Source organism: Pseudomonas sp. KK4, assembly GCF_001984065.1.
Taxonomy (GTDB): domain Bacteria; phylum Pseudomonadota; class Gammaproteobacteria; order Pseudomonadales; family Pseudomonadaceae; genus Aquipseudomonas.
In genome coordinates, this window is record NZ_LYVP01000007.1 from 1 (window position 1) to 18,841 (window position 18,841).

Consider the following 18,841-nt stretch of genomic DNA (forward strand, 5'->3'; position numbering starts at 1 on the left):
TCAGACAGCCATCGTCATCGTTAACGTCCATCGCGAGCAAGCTCGCTCCTGCAGGGGCGTACGCGGTTATTGATCGGCAGTTTGCATGCCCGCCCGGGTCGCTCTGCCCAGGGTACGTGAGAAGAAGCGCCCCGCTTCGGTGATCAGGTTGCGGTGAATGTCTTCACGGTCAACGCCATCGGCATCGGTGCACAGCGCCGGCATGGCGAGAATCTGTTCCTCGTTGCACGGCGCCATGAACACGAAGTGCCCTGCCCCGGCCAGCAGTTTGAAATCCGGCGCGATGGGCAGCTTGCGCGCCAGGGCGGCGGCGTTCTTGTCGAAGGCCACCAGTTTGTCGCCATCACCGCTGTACAGCAGCACCGGCACATGAACGTCGGCCAGGGTATGGCGGCCAAACTTCAGGCTCAGCGGCGCCATCAGCATGAGCGCGTGGACACGCGGGTCAGCCACCGGCTGCAAATCATCACGGTCGACGATCAACTCACCTTGGGTATTGCAGGCGTCGCGATCATCCGGGCGTTCCTGACAGTAACGACGCAAGCGGTCCAGGTCGGGCGTGGCGCCGGACAGAATCAGCGCGGTCTCGCCGCCTGCGGAGTAACCGATGACCCCCACCTGGTCGGCGTTGACGAACGGCGCAAGCATGCGGTCGCCCAGGGTCGCGGTGATGGCTTCGGAAATCTGGATAGGCCGCCCGTAGAGGTTGCTCAAGGTGCCGAGGCGGCTGTGGTCCTTGGAGTTGTCACCAGGATGAATCACCGCCACCACCACAAACCCCTTGCGCGCCAGGGAGGTGGCGAGGTCGTGCAGGGCCAGCGGGGTTCCGGTGTTGCCATGGGACAGCATCAGCATCGGGAAGCGGCCCATGGCCACTTTGGCGTCTTCCCCGGCCTCGATGTTGTAGCCTTCGAGCTTGCTGGTGTGTTCTTTTTCGCTGGAGGGATAGAACGCGATGGCGCGCATCGGCTGCAGATCGAGCGGGTCGAGAAAGCTCATCTCGTGATACCCGACGCTCCAGTGTGGATGAGGCGCAGGGGCGGCGTGCACCGAATTCAGGCTGCCGAACAGGCATATCAGTAAGGTTGCACAAAGACGCATCATCGGATGCCTCACCTGTTACCGGATCGAAGACGTTCACCCTCGACTGCATAACCCGGGCCACTATTACTGCAAAAGTGTAATAGCCAGAAACAAAAAACTCTGTATCTGACACTTGCGTGATCAGAATACAGAGTTTTCGGGAGGTTTGCCTGTGCCGTTTAAAGGCTTTACGCAAGCCTTACGCGGCGGCGAACAATTGCTCACTGATGTGCGTCTGCGCATCGCTCATGGCTTTGGTGCGCACTTCGTCACCGTAGGCCAGACCGTGTGCACGGACGAACTCGATGTCGGTGATCCCGATGAAGCCGAACAGCACCTTCAGGTACTCCTCGTGGGCAACGCCAGTGGCCTGGCCAGCGTGGATACCGCCGGAGGTGGAGACGATTACCAGCTTCTTGCCGCCGCACAGGCCTTCAGGACCGGCTTCGGTGTAGCGGAAAGTCTGGCCGGCGACAGCGATGCGGTCGATCCAGGCTTTGAGCTGAGTCGGGATGGTGAAGTTGTACATCGGCGCTGCAATCACGACCGCGTCAGCGGCCAGGAACTCGGCCAGGGTCGATGCGCTCAGTTCGGCTTCGTGCTGTTGTGCGGCGTTGCGCAGCTCAGCGGTGGTACCTGCGGCAACCAGGGTGTTCGAGGAAAAGTGGCTCATGGCATCGGCGGCCAGGTCGCGGTAAGTCACCACGGCGGTTGGCTCGGCGGCTTGCCAGGCTTTGACGACTTCGCCGCTCAGCAGGCGGGAAGCCGAGTTGTCACCAAGAATACTCGAATCGATATGCAGCAGTTTCATGTGGGATCTCCAGGTGAGGATCGCCGCAGGGCGATCTGATGGAACAATCCTACAGACGAAACCAATGACTGATTAGACAGTACCAATGCGATAGTTTGTCTCACTGATAGGACGATCGAGACGCATCCAGGCAAGACCTGAATATTCTCCTGGAATGACCGATACCCCCCGAACCTCCCTCCTCTCTCTACTACTGCCTACCACCGACCATCTGCTGTGTCGGAAACGGTCGCCATGGTGGGATGGTTGGATTTGCGGGCACGCTATTCATAGGCATTTTCGCCCAGTTGATCGGCATCCAATCCAGATAGCTCAGAAGCCTCTGACACTCGAACAGTGATAAATCGGTTGATGACCCACAGCATCATGTAGGTGAAAACAAACGCCCAAATGCTGGAGCAAACAACCACCACGACTTGTTTGAAGAAGAAGTCCCCCCCTCCATGGATCAAGCCGTCGGCGCCGTGTGGATTCCAGGCCAGCGAGCTGAATATGCCGAGCAAGAGTGAGCCCATCAGCCCCCCCATGCCGTGGACTCCGAACACATCGAGGGCGTCGTCCAGCCCAAGCCTGTGCACCAGCAATACGGTGGCGTAGCAAACCAGGCCCGCGATAATCCCGATAAAGCACGCGGTGGTCAGCGACACGTATCCAGCCGCAGGCGTGATCGTTGCCAGGCCCGCCACGGCCCCCGTCAATAGACCGATGAAGCTCGTGCGATTGGCGTGAATTCGCTCGACGATGAGCCATGTAATAGCGGCGAACGAAGCAGAGAGATCCGTCGCCAGAAAGGAAGATGCAGTAATCGTATCCACCCGCAGCTCTGAACCTGCGTTGAAACCGTACCAACCAAACCAAAGAAGTCCTGTGCCGAGCGCAATCAACGGTACGTTGTGGGGGCGGTCTCCCGTTTTTTTCCTCGCTCCCACAAACAGGACAGACGCTAACGCTGCAAATCCGCAAGTGTTATGCACCACGATTCCCCCGGCGAAATCGAGAACGCCCCATTTGGCAAAGAGCCCGTTTGGACTCCACACCATGTGCACGAACGGAAAATAAACAAAAATCAGCCAGAACGTCAGGAACAGAATGTAGGCTTTAAAAGTCACGCGATTCGCAAATGCACCGGTAATAAGCGCCGGAGTGATGATCGCGAACATCATCTGATACGCGATATGAACGATGAGCGGGATCCCGGCATCATTGTCGGCGAAAATAGTACTTGGAGTTACATTATTAAAAAACGCGTAATACGTCGGGTCGCCGATGATCCCATGCCACGTTGGACCGAAACACATCGAGTAGCCAAACATAAACCAAAGGACCGTCGTCCATCCCATGGAGGCGAAGCTTTGCATCATCATCGTCAACACGTTACGCCTTGAAACCAGCCCCCCATAAAAAAACGCCAGTCCCGGCGTCATAAGCATCACCAGGCTAGTGCAAACCAACATGAAGCCGGTGTTTCCAATATCAATTGCCGGAGAGAGAATGGCCATCGCATGCCCCGCGCATTATCAAAGGTCTGATTAATAATCTCCGGCCCTCAACAACGCTTAGGTCGGATGAAGGCGCATAGTGTGCTCCGTTGGGTTCGCATTCATCCTGTTACCCATATTGATACAGGTTTTTCGGACACTCAATGAGAGATCGGAAATAGACAACTGCTAATTTCCTTCTATGTAAGCAGCAAACAAATCTGCACGACATGAATTGACTATTCAATTACTGAAATAATTAGCTCAACAGTTCCATTAGAGTAAAGTATCGCCATGCCAGAAAACTTAGTTCACTAAATTTCCTGGAGAAGAACTGGCGAAAAATAACGCCCGATGGCGAGGATATAGATACATACACGATTCTCGCTCACCTATAACGCGGGCCATCTTCTATGCCCGTGAAGCATCTGCCTGAACTTTATAAGCCATTGTCACGTTACGGCAGAAGAATGGGGAGAGGTATCGGCCGCTGCCGAACGATCGGCCTCACTCCAGGAACGGGGCCGGCGTTGACACCCGCATGCGTCAACCCTGTCGAACACTGATCCATGGCTAATCTACGCCAACGAGTTTGGACGATCAGTCGCCTATCTTGGATTTTTAGCAGCCAATAAGCCAAAAACCCCTCTAACATCGACTCCGTACCCAGCGCACATCGCGCATCAATCATCGGAGCATCATCATGACTCGCATTGTCCCAATCAACCTTGAACACGCCACCGAAGCTACTCGTCCACTGCTCGATGGCATCCAAAAGAAAATCGGCTTCCTGCCCAACGTTTTCCGCGTACTCGCCCACGCTCCGGCGGTCCTGGCCTCCTACATGCAAGGCTCTGTTGCCCTAGGTAAAACGTCCCTCAGCGCGCTGGAAAAGGAATCGATTTTCCTCGCCACCTCCCAAGCTAACGGTTGCGACTACTGCCTGGCGGCCCACACGCTGTTCGCCAGTAAAGCCGGTTACAACAACCAGGAAATTCTCAGTGCCCGCGAAGGGAAGCTCGACGCCTTTGCACTGCTCGCCAAGCAAATCACTGAAAGTCGCGGTCATCTGACCAACGAGCAAATCGCCCAGGCACGCGCCGCCGGTATTGACGATGCCAAGATCATTGAGGTGATTGCACATGTGGCTTCGCAGACGCTGACCAACTACCTGAACAACGTTGCGTTGACCGACATCGACTTCCCATCGATCAATTCCTGAGTAAGGGCGAAAAACAGAGAACCCACCATGAAAACTGTGACGCTGTACACCACTGAGACCTGCCCGTACTGCCGAAACGCGAAATTCCTGCTGGCCAGTAGAGGGGTCGGGATGAAAGAGATCAACATCCAGACCTACCCTGGCAAGCGTGAAGAGATGGTCAGACGCAGTGGACGCCGCACCGTGCCGCAGATCTTCATTGGTGACACGTATATCGGCGGCTTCGATGAATTGGCCAAGCTGGACCGGCAAGGCGGGTTGATGTCGATGTTAGCTTGAGATCAGCCATGGGCCCTGCGGATCTGGCTTGCGCCCGGCTTTGACCTGCCGGGACGAGGCGTCGAACGAGCATTGAGGCCTGCGTTGCCCGTTTACGCCAGCAGGCCCGTACGTCAACGCGAATTCCAAATTCGGTTACAACGGGTATAACTATCAAAACAAAAATGGGGTCGCACGGAACAGCCCCCCAGATAGCTCAGGGTCAAGTGCCCTGGGCCTGATCAGCACCTGCGGCCCGGAGCGATATGATGAGTCCCAAAGCGTGGCGATGGGCGCGTACGAGTCTTTTTGGCTGCCTCGAGCTGGCCTTGCTAGCCGTTCCGCTATGCGCCAGCGCCATGTACAAATGCCAAGCGATGGATGGAGCCATCCGCTATACCAGACAAGCCATCGCGGGCGCCCGCTGCGCTCGCGTGAATGCCGACGCGGGCGACGGTGTCGGTGCCAAGGCATTGACCAGGCCCCGGGTAGCGCGAGACGACGACTCAGGCACGATGCGGATTCGGGTGTACACCTTCATGTACAAGGGTGTTCGTCAATATGTGAGCCGAAGGCCCGTCGGGATCTCCGAGCGGGTCGATGTCCTTGAGGTCAATCACATCAGGGGCTGCTATCTGTGTGCGGCGCCTAAGGATTTCAAGGTCGCTTCGCTGCGCCTGGACACCCAGTCCTATCGACGGGAAATCGAAGCCGCTTCGGGGCGCTTTGGTGTCGACACGGCACTGATTCGCGCCGTGATACACGCCGAGTCGGCGTTTCGCCCCCATGCGATTTCCGAAGCCGGCGCCCAGGGGCTGATGCAATTGATGCCCGACACCGCCGAGCGCTTCGCCGTGGACGACCCGTTCGATGCCCGACAGAACATCCGTGGCGGCGTTCGCTATCTGGCTTGGCTGCTCAAGCGCTTCAACGGCAATCAGATGCTTGCCTTGGCAGGCTACAACGCCGGCGAAGCGTCGGTGGCCGAGTACAACGGGGTGCCGCCATACCCCGAGACACAATCCTACGTCACCCTCGTGCAGTCCTTGACCGAACGCTATCGCAACCGTCGCTGATACCGTAGGGCGCATGATCGGGCATGAGCGCCCTCAACCATCCTTTGAAGCCTGCGAAATGATCTCGCGCGCTCTGTGGTTACGCAGCCTCCAATGGCTCGTTGAACATAGGCAGCGAGAGCGTGCGCGGTGACCAGCAAATGTGAGCCGTCATCTCTTTTCGATCAGACGGTCACGAATACCCGCAACCGCGGCCTGGATCTCCATGATTTTTTCAGCGCTCAGTCCCACAGCATCCTGAATGCAGTTGGGCACCTTCAATGCCTCGGCCTTGAGCGCCCAACCTGCCTTCGTCAGTTTCACGCGCACCTGGCGTTCATCCTGTGGGTCTCTATTGCGAGTCACCAACCCCGCGCTTTCGAGTCGCTTCACCAGGGGAGTGAGTGTGCTCGACTCCAGAAACAACTTGCTACCCAAGTCCTTGATGATCTGATCATCCTCGGACCATAGCGTCACCATCAGCAGATATTGCGGGTACGTCAAACCCAGCGACTCCAGCATCGGGCGATAGAACTGCGTCAGCGCATGGCTGGCCGAGTAAATCGAAAAACATAAAAAATCATTCAGCGGCGCAAAGTCGCTATTGCCGTTTTCTGACACCTGAATCCCTCCTTTAGTCTCGAATGCACATTATTACGTGCACGATTCAATCGCAAGCCATTGACATTGAATTTTACCTGGCTCACGATTACTACCAAGGCGACTATTTAGCGCGCAATATATTTATCGAAGTCCCCCTCCCCGACAGGTAGCATCCGCATGAAAAAGATATTCTCAGGCTTGGCCCTCGCAACCGCACTCCTCACCGGCGCCATTGCCAGCGCTGCCGACGCCAAACCCACAATCGTGCTGGTGCACGGTGCTTTTGCTGATTCAAGCAGCTGGAATGGCGTTATCAGGATTTTGGAAAAGGATGGCTACCCTGTCATCGCAGCCTCCAATCCACTGCGCAGCCTCAAAGGCGACGCACAATCCGTTGCGCAGTTGCTAGCCTCCATCAAATCTCCAGTGGTCCTTGTCGGCCACTCTTATGGCGGCCCCGTCATTTCTGAAGCGGCTTACGGTCAAACCAATGTCAAATCGTTGGTATACGTAGCGGGTGTGGCACCTGAAGCAGGAGAGTCGACGGCAGACCTGGCCGGTAAATTCCCGGGGGCGACCTTGGGCCCGACTCTGGCTCCGCCTGTGGATCTGGCTGATGGCAACAAAGACCTCTATATCCAGCAGGACAAATTCCACGCGCAGTTCGCCGCTGATGTGCCAGCCGCGCAAGCCAGGCTGATGGCCGCCACCCAGCGTCCAGTGACAGCGCAAGCGCTCAATGAGAAGTCGACTGAGCCCGCTTGGAAGACCGTTCCGTCCTATTTCGTTTATGGCGACCAGGACAAGAACATCCCCGCTCAGGCCCAGGTATTCATGGCTGAACGCGCGCACGCAAAGGCAGTCGTCAAGGTCAAAGGTGCTTCTCACGTCGTGATGGTCTCCAATCCGAAAATCGTTGCCGATTTGATTGAAAAAGCAGCGAAATAATATTCAGAGCCGTTATCAAGAGGCTATGTGCATTCATATTATCTGACCTTCATTGACTTAGCTCTTTTCTGATCCTGATGTATTTGGCCCGCGCTCTGACGCGGGCTTTTCTTTGCGCGCTCTAATACTGCGACATGTCAAATCACATACTTCAGTATTAGCTGGCTGTACACCCGCACTAAAAAATTCGGTCTTAGGTAGAAGTGCTTAATGGCGGCCAATACTCCATTCTAGATCCAAGGCAGCAAAACAAGTTACCAAGCAGCACCGAAGTATCGAGCCGCTAACTTTATTACGCTGCCAGCCCCATGCACTGGAAAATGATCGAGCGGTGAAGCGCCGATAACGACCTCACTTAACCTAACTTGAGAAGCTTGGAAATACATTCATAGGAAGGGCTTATACGCAGCATTGTCTATCAGTCTTGGACGCTATCAAGCAAACGGCAGAAGATTGCCACACACAACACGCAACCTTAAACCTCCTAACTTCGACAGGAAAACAACCATGACACAGTCTCACGCCTACAAAGACACCAGCCTCGAATTGACCGCCAGAATCCTCGACGCCAAAGCTCGCAAAAATCTGTCTTTTGAAGACATGGCTGAAGGTACCGGCCTGGGCCTGGCATACGTCACCGCAGCGCTCCTGGGCCAACACCCATTGCCTGAAGCAGCCGCCAAGGTGGTCGGTGAAAAACTGGACCTGGATGCCGACTCGGTCGCCCGCCTGCAAATCATTCCATTGCGCGGCAGTCTGAATGGCGTCCCAACGGATCCTACTGTTTATCGCTTCTACGAAATGATCCAGATCTACGGAACGACCCTCAAAGCCTTGGTTCATGAACAGTTCGGCGACGGCATCATCAGCGCAATCAACTTCAAGCTGAACATGAAAAAAGTTGAAGACCCTGAAGGCGGTCACCGTGCAGTCATTACACTCGACGGCAAGTTCCTGCCACTGCGTCCATTCTAAGAATGTCATTGAAATCGCAAGTTGGCCCGCAGTCTTGCGGGCCTGCTTAAAACGCTTGCCTGGCCACTACTTATTATCAAATATTGGAGCATTCACCATGAAAAATATTCTGTTCCTGGCATTATCGCTGACCGCCTCGTTCTCGGCTTTTGCACAAGAAGTCGGCACCACGACAGACGTCGTGCATTACAAATATGGTATGCACCTGGATGTCGCAAAAGTAATCCATATTACCGAAGCGGCGCCTACATGCGCCCCCACTCCCGTTCAAATGACCTACCAGGACTCCCAAGGGCAAACGCATACGCTGGAATACAGCATCATCGGCGGCGGCTGCAGCAATTAATCAGCACTGGCAGCACACTAACTTTTTGAGGATCAAACCATGAAAGCGCTCATTGACGGTTTTTTGAAATTTCAAAATGAAGTGTTCCCACAGCGCACTGACCTGTTCAAACACCTGGCCACCACCCAGCATCCGGGCACGTTGTTCATCAGTTGTTCTGACAGCCGTGTGGTACCCGAATTGCTGATGCAGCAAGAGCCCGGTGAGCTGTTCGTCATTCGCAATGCAGGGAACATAGTGCCCTCCTACAGCCCGCAATCCGGTGGGGTGTCAGCCACGATCGAATACGCCGTCGCTGTGCTGGGCGTGACCGACATCGTGATCTGCGGGCACTCGGACTGCGGTGCCATGACAGCCGTTGCCAAGTGCAAATGCATGGACCACCTGCCTGCCGTCGCTGGCTGGTTGCAACATGCCGAGTCAGCAAAAGTCATCAACGAATCCCGTCCGCACGCCAGTGAAGCCGCCAAGGTCAGTTCGATGGTCCGTGAAAACGTCATTGCCCAACTTGCCAACATCCAGACCCATCCCAGTGTGCGTCTGGCTCAGGAAAAAGGCCTGGTGAATTTGCATGGCTGGGTATACGACATCGAAACCGGATCGATCGATGCTCTGGATGTCGACAATCGCAGCTTCAAGTCTTTGGCCAAGCATCCTTCTACCTGTGCCGTCAATGCACGTGCTCTGGCAGTGGCATGATCCGGGCGTGTTGAGGTGATCATCACCCGGCAGTTCGCATCTCATCACACCATTTCACAGCTCTTAACTCGTTACGTAGTCGTACGCTGCTCATAATCTCAACGGGCACAAACACCGATGAGATCAGTGCATTTGAAGTGTCCAGGAGCCGCTGCCACCCGACGCCGGCTGACAGGTTGAGTGGCTGGCCGACCGATCAAGGCAATCCGATTCGTTGCAGTCAGAAGAAATGGGGACGAACGTTGAGCAGTGAAATCCGTATCCCAATTGCGCCGGACGAAACGATCCTGGCCTACGGCACACCCACGACAGCGACGCGGGAAGGTACGCTGAGTTACTTGCCCGTGGCGCTCTTTGGCGCGGTCATGGGGCTGACAGGCTTATCGTCAGCTTGGAAGTTCGCAGACGGCCTTTATGGCTTGCCTTCATGGATGGCCAGCTTTTTCGCAAGCCTGTCGATCATGGCTTTCGTTCTTGTCGGGATAGGCTATGCAATCAAGACAGTAACGGGCTTCAAAGCTGTAAAAGCAGAGTTTCAGCACCCTGTTGCCGGTAATTTGTTTGGCACGCTGTTCATCAGCCTCCTGTTGATTCCTATCCCCGTCTGCGCCTACAGCCTGAACGCGGCACGGTGGATTTGGGCAGTCGGCACGCTGGGCATGATCCTTTTTTCCTGGGTGATCATTTCCCGCTGGCTCGGACAGCAGCAACAGCCAGCGCATGCTACGCCCGCATGGATTATTCCGATGGTCGGGCTGATAAACATCCCCATAGCAGTGCCGACCCTGCAGATACATGGGCAGGACGAATTACTGATGTTCTCGCTTGCCATCGGGCTCTTCTTCGCTGTGCCCTTGTTCACGCTGGTCATGTCCAGATTGATCTTCGAAAAGCCGCTCATTGTGTCGCTTCAGCCTTCCTTGATGATTCTTGTCGCGCCTTTCGCTGTCGGGTTTTCGGCCTATGTGAATGTTGTTGGTGAAGTAGACCGGTTTGCAACCGCCCTTTATATGCTGACTATTTTTTTGCTGACGGTGATGATCGGTCGCTTGCGCTATCTGGCGATCACTTGCCCTTTTCGCCTGGCTTGGTGGTCAGTGAGTTTCCCTTTAGCCTCTGCTTCAGTGTGCGCACTTCGCTATGCACAGCACTCACCCAATTTATTTACGCACTCAGTGGCGATCGTGTTGCTGGCAGGCGTGACATTACTGTTGACTGCCATGTCCGTGAAGACTATTGCGAGCCTGCTCCAGGGCCATCTGAAGTTGTTGATTGGCTAATCCAATCAAAAAACATAACACTCCATGTAACGCCCCTCCCTGATGACTTACTCCCACGCACCAGCCACTACAAGATCAGATATCCCACCGCAGCTTCTCCGACACCACATTATCGACAGCAAAAAACATGCGTCGAAAACAATCCGTATTTTGCCAATATTGAATTTTATTGATAATTTCAATAATTCACGATCTGCACCCTCGACTGCGACAGCCCTAAAGAGGAATTAAAACAAATCGCAGTGTGAACACATGAATAATCTGACAAAAATCGTCAAGACCATTCCGCACTTCAACATTATAAACGAGACATTAAACTCAGTAGCACAAAGAGTAAAAGCCAGTATATTCATTTCACATAACAAGCACACCAATGCGCCCTCTTATTATTGGACGCCCTCTCTTGCCCAGATTAGCCTGTAATAAAAATACCGTTCAACACACCACCTGAGGGGTAATTGCACATGAAAGCGCTCATCGAAGGTTTCATCAAATTCCAAAAAGAAGTCTTTCCACAAAGAACGGATCTTTTTAAATACCTTGCTACAACACAAACGCCTGAAACGTTATTCATTACCTGTTCTGACAGCCGAGTCATACCAGAGATGCTGACGCAGCAAGAGCCTGGCGAGTTGTTCGTGATACGCAATGCAGGGAATATCGTCCCTTCCTACGGACCTCAACCAGGCGGCGTAACAGCTACAGTGGAATATGCCGTCGCCGTGCTGGGGGTGTCCGATATAGTCATTTGCGGCCATTCCGATTGCGGTGCGATGACGGCGGTTTCGAGTGGAAAATCCCTCAACCATTTGCCGGCCGTTGCTGCGTGGATGAGCTACGCAGAATCGGCAAAAGTGATCAACTCAACTCGTACCTTTACATCGGACAAGGATCGCATTTGCTCGATGGTACGAGAAAACGTGATTGCTCAACTCTCCAACTTACGAACTCACCCCAGTGTACGGCTTGCCTTTGAGCAGAAAAAACTGAACCTGCATGGCTGGGTTTATGACATCGAAACAGGCTCCATCGAGGCGCTGGACGGAAAAACCAATAAATTTGTCTCTTTGGTTGATTTTCCAGAAACAAAAGCCTGATGAACGCCTGGTTGAAAGTCATTTCATTTCTTTCAAACAGTTACTGGAAAAATGTTCAGTATCTGCCACCAATTATCTATAGGGAGGACTTATCCAATGGATTGTAAATGGGTCTTGGACGCTATCTGCCGTTCAGACGATGATTGCTTCACAGCAAAGCGACACCAACGGTTCAACACCAATCAAACAAATCGAGCGGAGAAATACCATGGTCCAGTCCCACGCTTACAAAGACGCCAGCCTTGCCCTGACCACTGAAATTCTCGATGCCAAGGCCCGGAAAAACCTGTCCTGGCAGGATATGGCCGACGGCACTGGCCTAGGCTTGGCGTATGTTACGGCCGCTCTGCTCGGTCAACATCCGCTGCCAGAAAGCGCTGCTAAAGTTGTTGGTGAAAAGCTGGGCCTGGGTGCAGACGCGGTAGCCGCACTGCAAATCATCCCCCTGCGCGGCAGCTTGAACGGTGTCCCGACGGATCCGACGGTTTATCGCTTCTACGAAATGATCCAGATCTACGGCACCACCCTTAAAGCCCTGGTTCACGAACAATTCGGCGACGGCATCATCAGTGCAATTAACTTCAAGCTGGATATGAAAAAAGTTGAAGACCCGGAAGGCGGTCATCGTGCCGTGATCACGCTGGACGGCAAGTTCCTGCCACTGCGCCCTTTTTAAGAGCGTCATTCTCCCCTGGCACTTGGCCCGCATCCTGTGCGGGCCTGTTTTAAAAATTTCCTGTCAATCCTGGACATCACCATGTGCGATTGGAAGATTGTTCATGAACAACATTCCAGTTCCTGTCTTGGTGTGCGTTTGGCTCAGGAAAAAGGCCTGCTGAATTTGCATGGCTAAGGCACCTAACTCAATTATCGGAGCCAGCATGTCCAGAGAAACAACATTGGGTGCACACAGTGTCCTCCCTGCCGCCGATGGGCTACCTGAAAGCGCCCGCCGACTGGCCATATTTTCCCTCGCCATCGGTGTTGGCATGGCGTCCCTTGATACGGCGATAGCGAACGTAGCGTTGCCGGCGATTGCTGAGCAATTAAACGCCACGCCCGCCTCATCGGTCTGGATCATCAACGTCTACCAACTGGCGATGGTCGCAACCCTTTTACCGTTCGCGGCACTCGGTGAAATTATCTGTTATCGCCGTGTTCTTCTTTTTGGGCTGCTTTTATTCACGATTGCTTCCCTGGGTTGCGCACTTGCCTGGTCGTTACCTTCACTTGTCACCGCTCGGCTGCTGCAAGGGGTGGGCGCGAGCGCTGTCATGGGTGTGAACACCGCCATGCTCAAAGCCATCTATCCCACTAAAATGCTGGGTCGAGGCTATGGGACCAACGCGCTGGTGGTCGCTGTCGCTTTTGCCATAGGGCCGACCATGTCGTCCCTCATTTTGTCAGTCGCCAGTTGGCCGTGGCTCTTCGCAATTAATGTTCCGCTTGGCCTGGTTGCATTTTTCCTCGGTCGCAAAGTACTGCCTGCCACCCACCGTGCAACGCACAAATTCGACGGATTGACTGCCCTGTACAACGTCATGGCATTCAGTTTGTTGATCCTGCTTTTTGGAGATGCGGCTCATCAAGCCAATGTTACAACGCTGCTGCTGGAGTTGATCGGCGCAGTCTTGTTCTTCGCGTTGTTACTGCATCGGCAGGCGGACCACAAAGCGCCAATGCTGCCAATCGACCTGCTCCGCCGCCCCATGTTCGCGCTCTCAGTCGTCACGTCGGTATGTACTTTCGCGGCTCAGGGGCTGGCATTTGTCGCCCTGCCTTTCTACTTCTTTTCCACGCTGGGTCGGTCCCCTGTCGAGACCGGATTTCTAATGACTCCCTGGGCTGTCATGGTGGCAATCATGGCTCCGATTGCTGGTCGCTTGAGCGATCACTACTCCCCCGGCGCATTGGGCGGAATCGGCCTTGCGATATTGGCGGCTGGATTGCTCGCCCTGGTGCTGATGCCCGATGCCCCGTCGACACTCGACATCAGTTGGCGGATGGCAATGTGCGGGGTTGGGTTCGGTTTTTTCCAAGCACCTAACCTCAAAGGGTTCATGGGCAGCGCACCACCTCAACGCGCTGGCAGCGCCAGTGGCATGGTTGCGACCTCTCGACTGATCGGACAATCCACGGGAGCGGCGTTAGTTGCCTACTGTTTCATGTTATCGAGCGAGCAAGGAGCAATATTCGCACTGTGGGCAGCTGCCGCATTCGCGGCAACCGCAAGCGTCGCCAGTTTTGGGCGCGTGGTCGCCGTACGCACTTGAACGGCGATCGCTGTCATGGCACGAGCCGCGCCACAAACAGGCCTGCCATGCGTGCCAGACAGTTCAGTTCCCCTACGTAGCTCGCTTCAGATGTTCAAGGAGAATCAAACATGCTTGATTTGGCATTAAGCCAATGGCTGGACACGCACGCAGAGGGGCTTGACTCGGGATCCAGTGATCCACAAGTTGTTTTGTCACAACTGGCGAAGGCCAACGTATTACGCGTTGGAATCAGTCCTTTCCTGGGCGGAAGCGGCAAGAATCTGGCCGACGCGGTTGAGATGTTAGCGGCCGTCGCCAGCCATTCGCTGACGGCAGCCTTTGTCCTTTGGGGTCAACGCACATTTATCGAATATGTACTGCAAAGCTCTAATTTCGCATTGCGTGAAAGGCTGCTCCCCTTCCTGCTTGACGGAAAACTGGCCGGCGCAACGGGCCTATCCAATGCCATCAAGTTCCTGTCGGGCATTGAAGCGCTGCAGGTGCAAGGCAGCCCGACCAAAGTGGGCTGGGCGTTGAATGGAGGTCTTCATTGGGTAACGAATTTGCGCAGGAGTGGATTCGTGGTCGCGGCCGCGGTAGAGAACACGCAAGGTGGCAAGCCTTTCATTTTGGCGATTCCGGGCTCAACAACAGGCCTTACGCGTTCAGAAGATTTGCAGTTGATGGGATTGCAATCGAGCAATACAGCTGCCTTGGATTTAGTCCAGGCCGAAGTTGGGACAGAATGGTTACTGCATGACGATGCGCACGCCTTTGTGCAGTCGGCGCGACCCGCATTTCTTGGGTTGCAGTGCGGCATGTCCATTGGCTTGGCCCGACGCTCGTTGCAGGAGGTGGAGGAGCACTTGCAGCACGACCGCTCGACCCTGCTGGAAACCTTGCTCAACCAACGCTGGCAACTGGAAGGGATGGTCACCGAACTCAAGCGTGGGTTGCTGAACGGGCGTTTTCGGGAACAACCCGCAGCCTTGTTTTGCCTGCGGATATCCCTGGCTGAGGCGGCTGCCAATGCCGTGCAACTGGAGCTGCAAGCGAGCGGTGGCAAAGCCTATCTGAACGAACACGGTACTGGGTTTGCCCGGCGGTGGCGCGAATCGGCATTCATACCCATCATTACCCCGACTCTGGTGCAGCTTCGCGCTCAACTGCAGCGATGACCAACGTGTATTGTTCCTCGATCACGTCGTGTTTTCATGACGGCCAGCCTTTCCGTTATCAAGATCCGCTCCTGTAGACGTGACCGGCTCTGATAACGTTCGAATAGCACCCGACTGAAAAAATTTCAGGACTCTTTCGGACCGCTGAATTATATAGTTCAAAACGGCCATTTTATTGCAGGCTAATCAGGTTTATTGCCGGCGAACGGTTTTGCTCGCTACAGTTTTACCGACTAAAATCAAGGGTATTGTCGGTGTCGAATTACAGACTTGGCGGGCCCATTGATTTATGAAAATCATAACCGAACCAAAGGTAATTACTGGAACGTACTCCCGCCCCCTTCTTTCTTTTTTGCAGCTTAAACGCTTAGGCGCAATAGCGCTTTCAAGCACCATATTCATCGTCGACCTTGTCAGCTCAATCCATGTCGCGATAGCAGTGCTCTACGTGGCGGTGATTCTGATTTCTGTCAATATATTCCCAAAAAAAGGCGTCATCCTCGTTTCTCTGGTTTGCATCGGATTAACGCTGATTGCATTTGTCTCAGAACATGGTCTGGATATTTATGACGATAGTTTTGCGCGACTTTTGGTCAGCCTTTCAGCGATTGGCATCACGACGCTTCTAGCTCTTAAAAACAAGGCCTTCAGTGATGAGCTGCAGGAACAGGTTCGACTGCTGGCACAAACCCATGACGCGATCATCGTACGCGACATGAACCACATCATCTCGACCTGGAGCGCCGGCGCCGAAGCGCTGTACGGCTGGACGAGAGAACAAGCCATAGGCCAAGATTTTCGTACCCTCCTGGCACCTCAGCTCATGACATCCTGGGACGAGATGATGACCTCGCTTCTGGAAACGGGTCATTGGGAGGGAGAGGTCGTCGAGCACTGTCGAGATGGAGCATGCGTGACCGTTGTAAGCCGATGTTCGTTATCACGTGGGGAGCACAATGAGCCCAAGGCAATCCTCGCGACACATAACGACATCTCAGCACGAAAGCACGCAATCGATGCACTCAAGCGCAGCGAAGCGTTCCTTGCAGGCGCACAGTGGCTCAGTCGGACAGGAAGCATTGGCCTCAAGGTCCCGAGCGGCGAAATGTACTGGTCGGATGAAGCACGGCGGATATTTGAATTCGATATCGACGAGCATCCAATGCTGACAAGCGTCTTGAATCGAACCCATCCAGATGATCTCCATCTGGTGAAAGAGTCGATCAAGCGTGCCTACCAGAAAGAATCCCGAATAAACGCAGAGTACCGACTCTTGATGGCGGACGGGCGCGTCAAATATCTGCAAATGCTGGCGCAGCTGATGGAAGATGGGCCGGACGACTTTGAGTACATCGGGGCGTTGATGGACGTCACCGACGCGAAAACGTCTGAGGAAGCATTGCATCGATCACAAGCCGAACTGGCTCACGTCACTCGCGTCGCCACCCTTGGAGAGCTCGCGGCGTCCATCGCCCATGAGGTCAATCAGCCGCTGGCCGCCGTGACGACCAACGGTACCGCTGGGTTGCGCTGGCTGAATCGGGAGGTACCCGACATTGGCGAGGTGCGTGGTGCAATCGAACGCATGGTCAGTGAGACTAACAGGGCAAGCGAAGTCATCCGCCGTATCCGAGCGATGTCCCGCAAATCACAGCCACAAAACGTTGCGCTCAACTTTATTGAAATCATCAATGAGTCCGTAGCCCTGGTCGAGAGAGAACTCAAACGAAACAAAATTGTGCTAGACCTTAGCTATCTCAACGAGGTTGCCGAGGTCGACGGCGACCGAGTCCAGTTACAGCAGGTCATTATCAATTTGCTGATGAATGGCATGCAGGCAATGATCAACGCGAAAACCAAAAATCGAACCTTGCGTTTGAGCCTGAAAAACTCAGCAATGGGCGAAGTGCTCATCGAGATACAAGACAATGGCCCGGGCATTGCGCCGGATCAGATGTCGAAATTGTTCGAAGCGTTCTACACCACCAAGGCCGAAGGGATGGGGATGGGGCTGTCGATTTGCAAATCAATCATCGAAGCCCATGGTGGGCGTATATGGGCCACGTCTGAACAGGGAGAAGGCGCGACTTTCCATCTGTCCTTACCCGTTACCCGGAAGGAGCATGTGTGAGCCAGGATACCGCGTCGCAAATGCCATTGGACGATGGGCCGATTGTCTTCGTTGTTGATGACGATGAAGCGGTACGCGTCGCACTCAGCAGCCTGTTCCGCTCAACGGACGTTCGTGTCGAAACCTTCGCCACGGCAGCGGAGTTCCTGCAACGCCCAGATCCGCAGGCTCCTTGCTGCCTGGTGCTGGACGTTCGTCTCCAAGGCTCCAGCGGCCTGGATTTCCAACGTCAGCTGCTTGATGCGAATAACAATGTCCCCATCATCTTCATTACCGGACATGGCGACATTGCAATGACTGTAAAAGCGATGAAGGCCGGGGCTGTGGATTTTCTGGTCAAACCATTCCGCGATCAGGATCTTTTGGACGCCGTGTCAGCAGCCCTCAGGGCGGATGGGAAACGAAGAGAAAGCGACAAGCAGGATTCCGAAATGAACGCGTGCTACAGGACATTGACCCCCCGTGAGCGAGAAGTGATGGCCTATGCGGTCAAGGGTTTGATGAACAAGCAGATTGCGAGCGAGATTTGTTTGAGTGAAGTAACAGTGAAAATTCATCGAGGTCACGCGATGAAAAAGATGCAGGCGAAATCGTTTGCAGACCTGGTTCGCATGGCCGAAGCACTGGGAATTGGCGTGAAACACTGATTGCAGTAATACGTGTGTGTTATTTCCTTAATTGTAATACGCCCCTAAAGTGGTCGTCAGACGTCGAGTGCACATCGTCCTCGAATTTGCTACCGACCGGATTTAGGGTGTAACACCGTGAACAAAACCCCCATGATTTCCATTGTCGATGACGACAAGCCAGGTCGTATCGCGTTGAGCAGTCTGGTTCGCTCAATGGGCTATGAATCCTCGCTTTTTTCATGTGCCGAGGATTTTCTGGCGTCCGCTGAACGGGGCATGACCGACTGCCTGATCACTGATTTTCAGATGCCTGGAATGACCGGTCTGGATCTCCAGGGCAAGCTGGTCAGCGATGGACAGAATATCCCAATCATCTTCATCACCGCTTACCCGGAAGAATCGGTGCGCAATCGTGCGACAGCGGCTGGCGCGGTCTCCTTTCTTAGCAAGCCGTTTGATGGTCAAGTGATCATCGACTGCATCGAGCAGATCTTCAGCAGAGATTGAAAACGAGCTGTAGTTATTACCTTTCTCTACCCTGATTCAACACCGTCACCCACTGCCCCATTCCCCCTCAGTGCCCTCCCCCTTCTCCCGTCATTCCTATGCTGGCGTGGAAACACTTACACCTTCGTGACATCTCCACCCCCTTCAAACACATACTTCTGTATTAGCGACTACCACTCAGGCGCTAAGAATTTCGCCCTTATGTAGAAGTGTTTATCAGGGCCCGAAACCCTACTCTACATACAAGCCATCGAACAAAGCGCCACAGGCTAAAACTGCAAACTCA

At 54.2% G+C, this 18,841-nt stretch carries 19 protein-coding genes; 15 read left to right on the top strand and 4 right to left on the bottom strand.

All coding sequences use genetic code 11. The features are described 5' to 3' along the window. Positions 1 to 66: 66 nt before the first annotated feature. The 3 genes from B0W55_RS04380 to B0W55_RS04390 all read right to left on the bottom strand — a co-directional run bounded on the left by B0W55_RS04380 (position 67) and on the right by B0W55_RS04390 (position 3,393). Positions 67 to 1,104, bottom strand: coding sequence for a dienelactone hydrolase (locus B0W55_RS04380; protein WP_077044797.1), 1,038 nt, complete (start codon positions 1,102 to 1,104; stop codon positions 67 to 69). Between the two features lie 178 nt (positions 1,105 to 1,282). Further along, a complete protein-coding gene (locus tag B0W55_RS04385; RefSeq protein ID WP_077044798.1) occupies positions 1,283 to 1,894 on the bottom strand; it encodes an FMN-dependent NADH-azoreductase in 612 nt (203 codons plus the stop codon). Positions 1,895 to 2,157: 263 nt separating this feature from the next. Then, positions 2,158 to 3,393, bottom strand: a complete 1,236-nt coding sequence (locus B0W55_RS04390) for an ammonium transporter (RefSeq protein ID WP_077044799.1) — start codon at positions 3,391 to 3,393, stop codon at positions 2,158 to 2,160. A gap of 682 nt (positions 3,394 to 4,075) precedes the next feature. Between B0W55_RS04390 and B0W55_RS04395 the strand changes: the two genes are divergently transcribed. The 3 genes from B0W55_RS04395 (at position 4,076) to B0W55_RS04405 (ending at position 5,928) form a co-directional block, all read left to right on the top strand. Further along, complete coding sequence (locus B0W55_RS04395; protein ID WP_077044800.1) at positions 4,076 to 4,594, top strand: carboxymuconolactone decarboxylase family protein; 519 nt, start codon at positions 4,076 to 4,078, stop codon at positions 4,592 to 4,594. Positions 4,595 to 4,621: 27 nt separating this feature from the next. Continuing rightward, complete coding sequence (gene grxC / locus B0W55_RS04400; RefSeq protein ID WP_077044801.1) at positions 4,622 to 4,873, top strand: glutaredoxin 3; 252 nt, start codon at positions 4,622 to 4,624, stop codon at positions 4,871 to 4,873. A 248-nt stretch (positions 4,874 to 5,121) separates the two neighbouring features. Continuing rightward, positions 5,122 to 5,928, top strand: a complete 807-nt coding sequence (locus B0W55_RS04405) for a lytic transglycosylase domain-containing protein (RefSeq protein WP_077044802.1) — start codon at positions 5,122 to 5,124, stop codon at positions 5,926 to 5,928. 150 nt (positions 5,929 to 6,078) lie between these two features. On the opposite strand, the gene B0W55_RS04410 is transcribed toward B0W55_RS04405, so the two are convergent. Beyond that, complete coding sequence (locus B0W55_RS04410) at positions 6,079 to 6,528, bottom strand: MarR family winged helix-turn-helix transcriptional regulator (RefSeq protein ID WP_256576188.1); 450 nt, start codon at positions 6,526 to 6,528, stop codon at positions 6,079 to 6,081. Positions 6,529 to 6,687: 159 nt separating this feature from the next. Here B0W55_RS04410 and B0W55_RS04415 point away from each other — a divergent pair, with 159 nt between their 5' ends. The 12 genes from B0W55_RS04415 (at position 6,688) to B0W55_RS04470 (ending at position 18,555) form a co-directional block, all read left to right on the top strand. Further along, the gene (locus B0W55_RS04415; protein WP_077044804.1) at positions 6,688 to 7,458 is read left to right on the top strand and encodes an alpha/beta fold hydrolase; all 771 of its coding nucleotides are present in this window, start codon (positions 6,688 to 6,690) and stop codon (positions 7,456 to 7,458) included. A 507-nt stretch (positions 7,459 to 7,965) separates the two neighbouring features. Further along, positions 7,966 to 8,433 (top strand): cyanase, encoded by a 468-nt coding sequence (gene cynS / locus B0W55_RS04420; RefSeq protein ID WP_077044805.1) that lies wholly within the window; start codon positions 7,966 to 7,968, stop codon positions 8,431 to 8,433. A 97-nt stretch (positions 8,434 to 8,530) separates the two neighbouring features. Then, positions 8,531 to 8,779 (top strand): DUF2790 domain-containing protein, encoded by a 249-nt coding sequence (locus B0W55_RS04425; protein ID WP_077044806.1) that lies wholly within the window; start codon positions 8,531 to 8,533, stop codon positions 8,777 to 8,779. A gap of 39 nt (positions 8,780 to 8,818) precedes the next feature. Further along, positions 8,819 to 9,478 carry a carbonic anhydrase gene (locus B0W55_RS04430; protein ID WP_077044807.1) on the top strand — a complete coding sequence of 220 codons (660 nt, stop codon included), beginning with the start codon at positions 8,819 to 8,821 and terminating at the stop codon, positions 9,476 to 9,478. A 242-nt stretch (positions 9,479 to 9,720) separates the two neighbouring features. Further along, on the top strand, positions 9,721 to 10,758 hold the full coding sequence (locus B0W55_RS04435) for an SLAC1 anion channel family protein (protein ID WP_218189755.1): 1,038 nt from the start codon (positions 9,721 to 9,723) through the stop codon (positions 10,756 to 10,758). A 464-nt stretch (positions 10,759 to 11,222) separates the two neighbouring features. Beyond that, positions 11,223 to 11,855 carry a carbonic anhydrase gene (locus B0W55_RS04440; protein ID WP_077044808.1) on the top strand — a complete coding sequence of 211 codons (633 nt, stop codon included), beginning with the start codon at positions 11,223 to 11,225 and terminating at the stop codon, positions 11,853 to 11,855. 208 nt (positions 11,856 to 12,063) lie between these two features. After that, a complete protein-coding gene (gene cynS, locus B0W55_RS04445; RefSeq protein ID WP_077044809.1) occupies positions 12,064 to 12,531 on the top strand; it encodes a cyanase in 468 nt (155 codons plus the stop codon). A 205-nt stretch (positions 12,532 to 12,736) separates the two neighbouring features. Next, a complete protein-coding gene (locus B0W55_RS04450) occupies positions 12,737 to 14,128 on the top strand; it encodes an MFS transporter (RefSeq protein WP_077044810.1) in 1,392 nt (463 codons plus the stop codon). A gap of 110 nt (positions 14,129 to 14,238) precedes the next feature. After that, positions 14,239 to 15,288, top strand: coding sequence for an acyl-CoA dehydrogenase family protein (locus B0W55_RS04455; RefSeq protein ID WP_077044811.1), 1,050 nt, complete (start codon positions 14,239 to 14,241; stop codon positions 15,286 to 15,288). Between the two features lie 289 nt (positions 15,289 to 15,577). Next, positions 15,578 to 17,419 (top strand): ATP-binding protein, encoded by a 1,842-nt coding sequence (locus B0W55_RS04460; protein WP_256576189.1) that lies wholly within the window; start codon positions 15,578 to 15,580, stop codon positions 17,417 to 17,419. A 20-nt stretch (positions 17,420 to 17,439) separates the two neighbouring features. Next, on the top strand, positions 17,440 to 18,066 hold the full coding sequence (locus B0W55_RS04465) for a response regulator transcription factor (protein WP_077044898.1): 627 nt from the start codon (positions 17,440 to 17,442) through the stop codon (positions 18,064 to 18,066). A gap of 117 nt (positions 18,067 to 18,183) precedes the next feature. Continuing rightward, positions 18,184 to 18,555, top strand: a complete 372-nt coding sequence (locus B0W55_RS04470) for a response regulator transcription factor (protein ID WP_083743157.1) — start codon at positions 18,184 to 18,186, stop codon at positions 18,553 to 18,555. The last annotated feature ends 286 nt before the right edge of the window (positions 18,556 to 18,841 follow it).